The 10,366-nt window shown below is 70.3% G+C and carries 9 protein-coding genes; 5 read left to right on the forward strand and 4 right to left on the reverse strand.

What is annotated here, in order from left to right; all coding sequences use genetic code 11:
- Positions 1–110: 110 nt before the first annotated feature.
- Positions 111–1,487 carry a DUF4331 domain-containing protein gene (locus ITP53_RS49935; protein ID WP_195902522.1) on the reverse strand — a complete coding sequence of 459 codons (1,377 nt, stop codon included), beginning with the start codon at positions 1,485–1,487 and terminating at the stop codon, positions 111–113.
- A 278-nt stretch (positions 1,488–1,765) separates the two neighbouring features.
- Here ITP53_RS49935 and ITP53_RS49940 point away from each other — a divergent pair, with 278 nt between their 5' ends.
- From ITP53_RS49940 to ITP53_RS49950, 3 genes are all read left to right on the forward strand, one after another.
- The gene (locus tag ITP53_RS49940; protein ID WP_328818386.1) at positions 1,766–3,475 is read left to right on the forward strand and encodes an ABC transporter ATP-binding protein; all 1,710 of its coding nucleotides are present in this window, start codon (positions 1,766–1,768) and stop codon (positions 3,473–3,475) included.
- 52 nt (positions 3,476–3,527) lie between these two features.
- Complete coding sequence (gene hutU / locus ITP53_RS49945) at positions 3,528–5,177, forward strand: urocanate hydratase (RefSeq protein ID WP_195902523.1); 1,650 nt, start codon at positions 3,528–3,530, stop codon at positions 5,175–5,177.
- 70 nt (positions 5,178–5,247) lie between these two features.
- Positions 5,248–6,081 (forward strand): MurR/RpiR family transcriptional regulator, encoded by an 834-nt coding sequence (locus tag ITP53_RS49950; protein ID WP_195902524.1) that lies wholly within the window; start codon positions 5,248–5,250, stop codon positions 6,079–6,081.
- Here ITP53_RS49950 and ITP53_RS49955 read toward each other — a convergent pair.
- From ITP53_RS49955 to ITP53_RS49965, 3 genes are read right to left on the reverse strand one after another with little or no spacing between them, the layout of a single operon-like run.
- Positions 6,061–6,810, reverse strand: a complete 750-nt coding sequence (locus ITP53_RS49955) for an ABC transporter permease (protein WP_195902525.1) — start codon at positions 6,808–6,810, stop codon at positions 6,061–6,063. The two genes, ITP53_RS49950 and ITP53_RS49955, sit on opposite strands and share 21 nt — an antisense overlap.
- Positions 6,807–7,760 (reverse strand): ATP-binding cassette domain-containing protein, encoded by a 954-nt coding sequence (locus tag ITP53_RS49960; protein ID WP_207757562.1) that lies wholly within the window; start codon positions 7,758–7,760, stop codon positions 6,807–6,809. The genes ITP53_RS49955 and ITP53_RS49960 overlap by 4 nt, the downstream gene beginning before the upstream one ends.
- A gap of 18 nt (positions 7,761–7,778) precedes the next feature.
- On the reverse strand, positions 7,779–8,309 hold the full coding sequence (locus tag ITP53_RS49965; RefSeq protein ID WP_195902526.1) for a PadR family transcriptional regulator: 531 nt from the start codon (positions 8,307–8,309) through the stop codon (positions 7,779–7,781).
- A 55-nt stretch (positions 8,310–8,364) separates the two neighbouring features.
- Here ITP53_RS49965 and ITP53_RS49970 point away from each other — a divergent pair, with 55 nt between their 5' ends.
- Both ITP53_RS49970 and ITP53_RS49975 read left to right on the forward strand, forming a co-directional pair.
- Positions 8,365–9,051: an SDR family oxidoreductase gene (locus ITP53_RS49970; RefSeq protein WP_195902527.1), complete on the forward strand. Its 687-nt coding sequence runs from the start codon at positions 8,365–8,367 to the stop codon at positions 9,049–9,051.
- Positions 9,052–9,082: 31 nt separating this feature from the next.
- The gene (locus ITP53_RS49975) at positions 9,083–10,267 is read left to right on the forward strand and encodes an allantoate amidohydrolase (protein ID WP_195902528.1); all 1,185 of its coding nucleotides are present in this window, start codon (positions 9,083–9,085) and stop codon (positions 10,265–10,267) included.
- Positions 10,268–10,366 lie beyond the last annotated feature (99 nt).

A 10,366-nucleotide genomic window follows, 5' to 3' on the forward strand; every position in this document is an offset into this window, starting at 1 on the left:
GGGGAACACGGCCGACCGGCCCTCTCCATGGCGGCAGACGATGGGAGACGGGGGTCTGCCGCCGGGACGGACCGGCCGGATCGGAGAGTGGACCGGCGGGTCCCTGAGGGTCAGCGCTGGTTCAGCGCCACGTTGCTCGGCAGCGGGATGTACGGGAACGACTGCAGGAAGGGCTTGTCGTTCCTGTCCACCTTGTCCGTCAGCCCCGCCACGAGCTTGCCGCTCTGCGCGGCGCCGGCCACGGCCTGCAGTGCGATGTCCACGACGTCGTCGCCGAGACGCCGGCCGTTCGGGAAGCCCTGCAGGTCGCCGGCCAGCACGCCGAGCCTGTTCGGGTCCTTTGCGGGCGGGATGGACATGTTGAGCCGCAGCATCTCGGAGGGGCGCAGCTTGGCCGCGTCCTTGTTGAGGCTCTGCGAGTTCAGGTCGGCCTTGATGGGGCCGTTGGCCTTGGCGATGCCGGTCAGGAAGATCTCGACCAGGTCGTTGCGCGGGGTGGCGGGCGCCTTGATCCCGTAGATGCCCTCGAGCAGCCTGGCCACCTCGGGGTCGGTGACGCGCTTGACCAGCGCGGCCACGTCGGCGTCCTTCTCCGGGGGCAGCGCGTTGAACGCGTCCTTGAGCCCGGCCGGCGCCACGACCTCGTTGACCAGTGGGTTGCCCAGGCGCGAGACCTGGACGTACTTGTCGCCGTTGTGCTTGTCGGTGGTCGACCAGACGCCGATCACGGGGTTGCGCCTGGCGTCGCCCTTGACGGCCAGGTCCGACGCGGGCACCTGCACCGACAGGGTGTTGACGTTGTAGCCCCTGGTGGTGTCCTGGCCGACCTCGGACAGGTTGCCGCCGTAGAGCAGGTCGAACACGCGCAGGTCCAGGAAGAACGCCTCGTCCGACTGCCCCGCGAACGCCTTGCCGCCGCCCGGCAGGTTCCCGATGGACTGGGCGCGCAGCGTGCCGTAGTCGGGCATGGACGCCGGGCCGACGTTGCTGGGCGCCACGATGCCGTTCGAGATCAGCGTCCTGGAGCCGTGGGGAGTGATCCGCTTGAGCGTGTAGCGCTGGCGGTAGAGCAGGTTGGGGTCGTTCAGCGAGGTGACGGGCCCGTTGTTGTACAGGAACGTGTCGGTGCCGCGCTTGTCCTCGTCGCGGAACATCCACTGGTACGTGACGTCGGGCTTGGCGTCGCCGTTGTTGTCGATCTTTATGTTGTAACGCGACCTGGTGTCGAACGTGTAGAAGTTCGGGCCGCCCTGGGGCTCCTGGAACGGGATCCAGTTGGCCAGCAGAGTCACCGTGCCGGCCTTGTCCGGGCTGACGAACGCGTAGACGTCGGTGTTGTCGTTACGCGGATCGCCCGCGATCATCGGGGCCTCGCGGTGCGAGGAAGCGGTGCCGGAGTCGGTTCGGAGAACGATGAGCGACGACGCGGCGACGGCCGCCGCGAGGCCGATTCCGACCAGAGCGCGCCGGTTGATCCGGAGCTCCATTTTCGGTCCTTTCGATCAGCCGCCAGGCTGACATGGAAAGACGCGCGAAGCGCCTTGCTTTTTTTGGGGGTATGCGGGGGCTCGCCCCCGCAGGACGGGTTCCTCGACGCCCTATTCGTTCCAAGCTCGCTTCCGGATGTCGTCTCCTACTCAAGAAGGAGATGTCAACCAAAGTTGACATACTTGAGTCGTCAATTTAGGTTGACTCTTGTGGCCGGTGCCGATCGTGCGGTGCCGTTCGTTGGGGTAAATCGAGAAATGTCGTGAAAGGAGATGCGGTGGTCAAGGAGCTACTCGCCTACATCCGCCCGCACAGGAAGATGCTCGTCCTGGGCGGACTGCTGGGCTTGATCGGCTCGGCGGCGGGGCTCGCGATGCCGTTGCTGGCTAAGTACGTCGTGGACGCGTTCGGCCAGAACGGGTCGATGGCCACGCCGCTGTTATGGCTGACGGTGGCGGTGCTGGTCGGCGCGGTCGTGTCGGCCACGGGCAGCTATCTGATGGAGCGCACCGGCGAGGGCATCGTGCTCGGCGCCCGGCGCAAGCTCGTGGATCGGTTGCTGCGGCTCAGGGTCGCCGACGTGGACCGGCTCAAGCCCGGCGACCTGCTGTCGCGGGTCACCGGCGACACGACGTTGTTGCGCGCCGTGCTGACCAACGGGGTCGTCGAGTCGGTCAGCGCCGCGTTCATGCTGGTCGGGGCGATCGTCATGATGGCGATCATGGATGGTGTGCTGCTCCTGGTCACACTGCTGGTGCTGGTGCTGATCGGCGGGCTGGTCTCGCTGATCATGCCCAAGATCCAGCGGGCGCAGACGCACGCCCAGGAGGCCGTGGGCGAGATGGGGGCCGTGCTGGACCGGGCGCTGCAGGCGTACCGGACCGTCAAGGCGAGTGGCGCGGAGGAGCGGGAGATCGCCGAGGTGGCCGAGGCGGCGGGGCGCGCCCGCGACCGGGGCGTGCAGGTCGCCGCGTGGACGTCACTGGCGGGGACGGCGACGTTCATGGCGGTGCAGATCGCGTTCCTGTGCGTGCTGGCCGTCGGCGGGGCCAGGGTCGCCTCGGGGACGCTGGAGGTGTCGTCGCTGATCGCGTTCCTGCTGTACCTGTTCTACCTCGTGCCGCCGATCGGGCAGCTCGTCCAGGGCGGAGTCCAGTTGCAGCAGGGCCTGGCCGCGATGAAGCGGATCAACGAGATCGAGAGCCTGCCCGCGGAGCCGGCCACGCCGGTCGGGGCGGTGGCGGGCGTCGAGCCGGTCGGGGTGACGTTCGAGGACGTGGTGTTCAGGTACGGCGACGACCGGCCGATCGTGCACGCGGGGGTGAGCTTCGAGGTGCCGCCTGGCGGGCTGACCGCGCTGGTCGGGCCGTCGGGGGCGGGCAAGTCCACGGTGTTCGGCCTGCTGGAGCGCTTCTACGACCACCAGGGCGGGACGATCACGATCGGCGGCCGCGACATCCGCGACTGGCCGCTGGGCGAGCTGCGCGCCGCGCTCGGGTACGTCGAGCAGGACGCCCCCGTGCTGGCCGGCACGCTGCGGGAGAACCTGCTCTTCGCCGCCCAGGACGCCACCGAGGACGAGTTGCGCCGCGCGATCGTCCGTACCAGGCTCGACGACCTGGTGGAGAGGCTGCCCGAAGGGCTGGAGACGGCGGTCGGGCACCGTGGCGTGCTGCTGTCCGGCGGCGAGCGGCAACGCGTCGCCATCGCGCGGGCGTTGCTGCGCAGGCCCAGGCTGCTGCTGCTCGACGAGGCCACCTCGCAGCTCGACGCGGTCAACGAGCTGCGACTGCGCGAGGTCATCGCCGAGGTGGCCGAGGAGACGACCGTGCTGGTCATCGCGCACCGGCTGTCCACCGTCACGAACGCCGACCGGATCGTGGTGATGGAGGCGGGGGGCGTACGGGCCGTCGGCACGCACGGCTCGCTCGTCGGCGACGACGACCTCTACCGCGAGCTGGCCGCCACCCAGTTCCTCGTGAGCTGACCGTTGTAGTCTGCTGGTGACGTGGATGAATGTGGTCATTCAGGAGGGCACGATGAGCCGCAGCGTGCGCGCGCCGCGAGGCACGACGATCACTGCCAAGGGGTGGCCGCAGGAGGCGGCGCTCCGGATGCTCCAGAACAACCTGGACCCGGAGGTCGCCGAGCACCCCGAGCAGCTCGTCGTCTACGGCGGCTCCGGCAGGGCGGCGCGCGACTGGCCCTCCTACGACGCGCTCGTCAGGACCCTCACCACCCTGGAGGGCGACGAGACCCTGCTGGTCCAGTCGGGGCGCCCCGTGGGCGTGTTCCGCACCCACGAGTGGGCGCCCCGGGTGCTCATCGCCAACTCCAACCTGGTGCCCGACTGGGCGAACTGGGAGGAGTTCCGGCGGCTGGAGGCGGCCGGGCTCACCATGTACGGGCAGATGACCGCCGGCTCCTGGATCTACATCGGCACGCAGGGCATCCTGCAGGGCACGTACGAGACGTTCGCCGCTGTGGCCGCCAAGCGCTTCGGCGGGTCGCTGGCCGGGACCATCACGCTGACGGCCGGCCTCGGCGGGATGGGCGGCGCCCAGCCCCTGGCCGTCACCATGAACGGCGGGGTGGTCATCTGCGTCGACTGCGACCCGCGCTCGGTCGCCCGCCGCATCGAGCACCGCTACCTCGACGTGGCGGCGTCCTCGCTGGACGAGGCGCTGCGGCTGGCCTATGAGGCGCGCGACGCGCGGCGGCCGCTGTCGATCGGCGTGGTCGCGAACGCCGCCGAGGCCGTCCCCGAGCTGCTCGCGCGCGGCGCCGAGATAGACATCGTGACCGACCAGACGTCCGCGCACGACCCGCTGATGTACCTCCCGGTCGGCGTGGCCTTCGCGGACATGGCGGCCGAGCGCGACAAGGACCCGGCGGGGTTCACCGAGCGCGCGCGGGCCTCGATGGCGCGGCACGTGACGGCCATGGTCGGGTTCAAGGACGCGGGGGCCGAGGTCTTCGACTACGGCAACTCGATCAGGGGCGAGGCACGGCTGGCCGGTTATGGGCGGGCGTTCGACTTCCCCGGGTTCGTGCCCGCCTACATCAGGCCGCTGTTCTGCGCGGGCAAGGGGCCGTTCCGCTGGGCCGCCCTGAGCGGCGACCCCGCCGACATCGCCGCGACCGACCGGGCGATCCTGGAGCTCTTCCCCGACAATGAGCCGCTCGCGCGGTGGATCAGGAAGGCCGGCGAGAAGGTGCGCTTCCAGGGGTTGCCCGCGCGGATCTGCTGGCTGGGTTACGGGGAGCGCAACGTCGCCGGTGAGCGGTTCAACGACATGGTGGCCTCCGGGGAGCTCCAGGCGCCCATCGTGATCGGGCGCGACCACCTGGACAGCGGTTCCGTCGCCTCTCCGTACAGGGAGACGGAGGCCATGGCCGACGGCTCCGACGCGATCGCCGACTGGCCGCTGCTCAACGCCATGCTCAACACGGCATCGGGGGCCGCCTGGGTGTCCATCCACCACGGCGGCGGCGTCGGGATCGGGCGCTCCATCCACGCCGGCCAGGTGACGGTGGCCGACGGCACGGCGCTGGCCGGTGAGAAGCTCAACCGGGTCCTCACCAACGACCCGGGCACGGGGGTCATGCGGCACGTGGACGCCGGCTACGAGGAGGCCGCCGAGGTGGCCGCCGCCCGGGGGGTCCGCATCCCGATGCGCGAGTCCTGAGCGCCCCTGTTACCGGGGCTGTTACCCGGGTGCGGGATGAGAATGCCGGGCCGGAGGCGTTGGAGGTGGCGTGGCGGACGGATATCACGGTGGGCTGGAGGTGCTGCTGGATGGCCGGAGGCTCTCGCCCGTGCAGCGGAGGATCGCGCACTATCTCCACGAGCATCTCGACGAGGCGATCTTCCTGTCCAGCGTGGAGCTGGCCGAGCGATCGGGGGTCAGCCAGCCCTCCGTGACCAGGTTCGCCATGGTCCTGGGGTTCGGGGGTTATCCCGAGCTGCGGCAGGCGCTGCGGCCTCTCGTGCTGGGAGGCGGGGCCGAGGCCCCGCACGAGAGCCTGCTCCGCGGGGCCATCGACGGCGAGATCCGTAACCTGGCGCTCGTCAGGGACAGGTTGTCGGCCTTCCCGCTGAAGGAGCTCGGCGAGCAGCTGGCCGTCACCGAGCCGCTGCCGGTGCTCGGCCTGCGGGTCTCCTGCGGCCTGGCCACGACCTTCGCCTACTACGCCCGCCGGATCCATCCCGACGTGCGGCTGCTCACGCACGGCGGCTCCGAGCTGGCCGACGGGCTGCACGCCGCCCGCCGGGCGGGCGCCGAGTGGGTGGTGGCGGTGGTGCTGCCGAGATATCCCGCGGAGGTCGTGCACGGCCTGGAGTACGCCGGGAAGCTCGGGCTGCGGGTGGCGGCCATCACGGACAGGTCCGACTTCCCCGCCGAGGTGGTGCTGGACGCGCCCGTCGGCGACCGGCTCGTGTTCGACTCCCACGCCGCGCCGCTCGCGCTGGCCATGGCCCTGGTCGAGGCCATGGCCGACGCGGCGCCGCTGCGCACCAGGGCGCGGCTGGAGGAGTACGAACGGATGACCGACGAGACGGGGACGTTCCTATCCGGCGATCCTGCGTAGCGACCGCATCGACCACATGGTCGTGAGCACCGCCAGCACGATGAACACCGTGAACGCGACCGGGATCGACGAGTCGGTCAGCCGCCCGTCGAACAACGCCCGCCCGGCCTCCACCGCGTGGTAGAGCGGGTTGATGGGCGCGAGGAACTTCATCCAGTCGGGCGCGAACGTGATCGGCACGAGCAGCCCGGCCAGCAGCATGGCGGGCAGCATGAACAGGTTGATCGTCTGCGACATGCCGTTCTCGTCGCGGATGGTCAGCGCCAGCCCTTGGGAGAGCCCGGAGGCGAACAACCCGGTCGCGGCCATGAGCAGCAGCACCAGCAGCAGCTCCACGACCCCGATGCGGACGCCCATCACGGTCGCCACGATCAGCACCAGGACCGCCTGCAGGACAAGTACGACCATGTCCTTGGCGACCCGCCCGAGGACGAGGGCAGGCCGCCAGGCGGGGCTGACGGCGTACCGTTCGAGTGAGCCGTTGCGCAGTTCGGCGATCAGCCCGAAGCCGGAGAACAGCGAGCCGAAGATGGCGATCATCATCATCGCCGCGGGGGTGAACATCCGCAGCGCGTCCACCGTCGTGCCGCCCGGGGTCATCGTCCTCAGCAGCGGCGCGAACATGAGCAGGTAGAGCACCGGCTGCATGATGCCGAAGATCAGCCAGACCGGGTTGCTGAACGACTTCTTCAGCTCGTAGCCGGTGAACAGGGCGGTGTGGCGGATCATGCGTCGGCTCCGGTGTCGCGAAGGGAACGGCCGGTGTGGGCCAGGAAGACGTCGTCGAGCGTGCAGCGGTCGAGCGCGATCGAGCTCAGCCTGATGCCCCGCTCCTCCAGCGTCCGCAGCAGTGCGGGCAGCGTGTGCTCGCCGTCGTCGACGTAGACGCGCAGCACGTCCTCGTCGACGCGGATCTCGCGGGCGAACGGCTTGAGCGTCTCGGCGGCCGTCTCCAGTCCGTCGACCCTGAGCGTGATCACGTCGCCGGACACCCCTCGCTTGAGCTCGGCGGGCGTGCCCTCGGCCACGATCTGGCCGTGGTCGACGATCACCAGCCGGTCGCACAACACGTCGGCCTCGTCGAGATAGTGGGTGCTGAGCAGCACGCTCGTGCCTGACTCGCGCAACTGCTTGATGCGGTCCCACAGGTTCGCCCTGTTCTGCGGGTCGAGGCCTGTGGTCGGCTCGTCGAGGAAGAGCAGCGGCGGGTCGTGCACCAGCCCGAGCGCGATGGACACCCGCCGCTTCTGGCCGCCGGACAGTGTGCGGCCCGGCCGGTCGGCCATCTCGGTCAGGTCGAAGCGCTTCAGCACGTCGTCCGCCGCCCGCTTCGGGTCGGCCACGCCGTGGATCCTGGCGGCCATCATGATCTGGGCCCGGGCGCTCATGATGTCCTCGACCCCGCCGGCCTGGCTCACGTAACCGAGCTTGCGCCGGACGGCCGCGGGTTCCTTGAGCAGGTCGTGGTCCGCGATGACGGCCTGACCGGCGTCGGGGGCGATCAGCGTGGCGAGCATCCTGATCGTGGTGGTCTTGCCCGCGCCGTTGGGCCCGAGCACGCCGAAGATCTCGCCCTTGCCCACCTGCAGGTCCACGCCGCGCACGGCCTCGACGGTCTGCGTGCCTTTACGGCTCCTGGTGGTGAACGTCTTGCGCAGGCCCTGTGCCTTAATGATCATTGGGGGAGTTCAGCTCCTTCAAGGCAGTTCGTCCGCCTCGACCAGGCCGATCGCCTTCTCGACCCAGTCGAGCTGGGCCTGCAGCATGGCTCTGTTCAGGCGGAGGTTCTCGTCGACGTGCCGGGGGGCGCCGTAGCGTTGCTTGGCGCCGACGGCGCGTCCGACTTCGTCGACACTCATCCTGAGCTGCCGAATCCTGTCATAGAGCGCGTCCAGAATCTCCTGTTTTTCCAACCGGTCCATGAACGTCAGCGCCACCTGGAACGGGTCCACGATGGGTTTGACATCGTGCCAGGAGAGCAGCAGCAACCGGTGGAACTCCGCGCGTCCGGTCTCGGTGAGTCCGTAGACCACCTTGCCGCCCTTGCCGGCCTCGATGACCTCCAGCAGGCCCTCACCCGCCATCTTGCCCAGCCCGTGGTAGATCGAGCCGAACGCCACGTTGGCCCAGGAGTCGGCGCCTATCACTTCGAGCCGCCTGCGGACGCCGTAACCGTTCATGGGGCCGTCCAGCAGGGCGCCGAGGATCAGGACGCGCGTCGTCGACATGTGCTCAAGTTTGTATTCAAATTTGAATGTACGTCAACCCCCATAGGCTGATCTCATGACTGACAGACCAACGGCGCTGGTCACGGGCGCTTCGCGAGGTGTCGGCGCGGCCGTCGCGAGGGCTCTGGGCCCGACGCATCACGTGATACTCGGCGGCCGGGACGAGAAGGCGCTGGCCGGGGTGGCGGCGGAGCTGCCGGACGCGCGCCCGTGGCCGGTGGAGCTGACGCGGGTCACGCAGGCGGACGTGGCGGGCGTCGAGCGGCTCGACGTGCTCGTGCACTCCGCCGGCATCAGCGTGCTCGGCAGGATCGCCGACCAGGGCGCCGACGTCTGGCGCCGGACGTTCGAGGTCAACGTCGTCGCGGTCGCCGAGCTGACCAGGCTGCTGCTGCCCGCGCTGCGGGCGGCGAAGGGCCATGTGGTGTGCGTCAACTCCGGCTCAGGGCAACGCGCGAACCCGGACTGGGCCTCCTACGCGGCCAGCAAGTTCGCGCTGAAGGCGTTCGCGGACGCGCTGCGGCTGGAGGAGCCGGCGCTCAGGGTCACGACCGTCTATCCGGGGCGGACGGCCACCGACATGCAGCGCGGCGTGCGCGCGTACGAGGGCGGGGAGTTCGAGCCTGACCGGTACCTCCAGCCGGAATCCGTGGCCCGGGCCGTGCTGGCCGCCGTCGCCGCCGGGCCCGACGCCCACCTCACCGAGCTGACCCTGCGCCCGAGGGGCGGCCCCGTCACCTGAACTGAATGGATCCATTCACTACAGTGGGTCCATGCTTGAACCCATCGCGCACGTAGGACTGGATCCCGGGACCGGCGGCTACGTCAGGGACGCCTGGTCGGAGGCGGACATGGAGCTGCGCGAGTGGTTCGCGGGCGAGGCCGCGCGGCGGGGGCTCGACCTGCGCGAGGACCGCAACGGCAACCTCTGGGCCTGGTGGGGCGACCCGTCGCCCGGCCGTCCAGGCGTGGTGACGGGAAGTCACCTCGACTCCGTACGCCAGGGCGGCGCGTACGACGGCCCCCTCGGCGTCGTGTCGGCCTTCGCCGCCCTCGACCTCCTGCGAAAACGCGGGGTCTCGCCGTCGAAGCCGCTGGGCGTCGCCTGCTTCACCGACGAGGAGGGCGCCAGGTTCGGCGTGCCGTGCATGGGGTCGCGGCTGCTCACGGGCGCGCTGGAGGCGGACAGGGCGCTCGCGCTCACCGACGACGACGGCGACACGCTGGCCGATGTCATGACCAGGGCAGGGCGGAAGGCGCGGGAGATCGGGCGGGACGCCGGGACCCTGGCCATGATCGGCACGTTTGTGGAGCTGCACGTCGAGCAGGGCCGAGGGCTCGTCGACCAGGGCAGGCCGGTCGGCGTGGCGAGCGCGATCCGGCCGCACGGGCGCTGGCGGTTCGACTTCCGCGGCCGGGCCGACCACGCGGGCACCACGAGGCTGGCCGACCGGGACGACCCGATGCTGCCGTTCGCCCGGATGGTGCTGGCCGCCCGGGAGAACGCCGAGCGGCGCGGCGTGGTCGCCACGGTCGGCAAGGTGCGGGTCTCGCCCGGCAACGCCAACGCGATCCCCGGCCATGTCTCGGCCTGGCTGGACGTGCGCGGGCCCGGCGCGGCGGACGTACGCGCCCTGGTGGCGGACCTGGCAGGGGCGGCGGAGGTGCGCGAGGAGTCGTGGACGCCGGTCGTGGACTTCGATCCGGCGCTCAGGGACCGGCTGGCCCGGGTGGCGGGCGGCGACACGCCCGCGCCGATCCTCCCGACGGGGGCGGGTCACGACGCGGGAATCCTGGCCACGGCGGGCGTACCGAGCGCCATGCTGTTCGTCAGGAACCCCACAGGCGTCTCCCATTCCCCCGACGAGCACGCCGAGCAGGCAGACTGCGAGGCGGGAGTGGTGGCACTCGCGGACGTGCTGGAGGCTCTGTCCGAGACGAAGTCGAGGCAAGGATGAAGGGGCGAAGCGCCATGCCTTCCGAGGGGGTCGCGGGGGGCGTCCGAGACGAAGTCGAGGATCGGATGAGGGGGCGAAGCGCCATGCTTTCTGGGGGGG

This window comes from Nonomuraea cypriaca (assembly GCF_015645445.1).
GTDB classification, from domain to species: domain Bacteria; phylum Actinomycetota; class Actinomycetes; order Streptosporangiales; family Streptosporangiaceae; genus Nonomuraea; species Nonomuraea cypriaca.

Coding starts and splice junctions, on each gene's coding strand:
- ITP53_RS49970 (WP_195902527.1), top strand. CDS start 8,365: ATGACTGACAGACCAACGGCGCTGGTCACGGGCGCTTCGCGAGGTGTC.
- ITP53_RS49975 (WP_195902528.1), top strand. CDS start 9,083: ATGCTTGAACCCATCGCGCACGTAGGACTGGATCCCGGGACCGGCGGC.
- ITP53_RS49955 (WP_195902525.1), bottom strand. CDS start 6,810: ATGATCCGCCACACCGCCCTGTTCACCGGCTACGAGCTGAAGAAGTCG.
- hutU (WP_195902523.1), top strand. CDS start 3,528: ATGAGCCGCAGCGTGCGCGCGCCGCGAGGCACGACGATCACTGCCAAG.
- ITP53_RS49935 (WP_195902522.1), bottom strand. CDS start 1,487: ATGGAGCTCCGGATCAACCGGCGCGCTCTGGTCGGAATCGGCCTCGCG.
- ITP53_RS49960 (WP_207757562.1), bottom strand. CDS start 7,760: ATGATCATTAAGGCACAGGGCCTGCGCAAGACGTTCACCACCAGGAGC.
- ITP53_RS49965 (WP_195902526.1), bottom strand. CDS start 8,309: ATGTCGACGACGCGCGTCCTGATCCTCGGCGCCCTGCTGGACGGCCCC.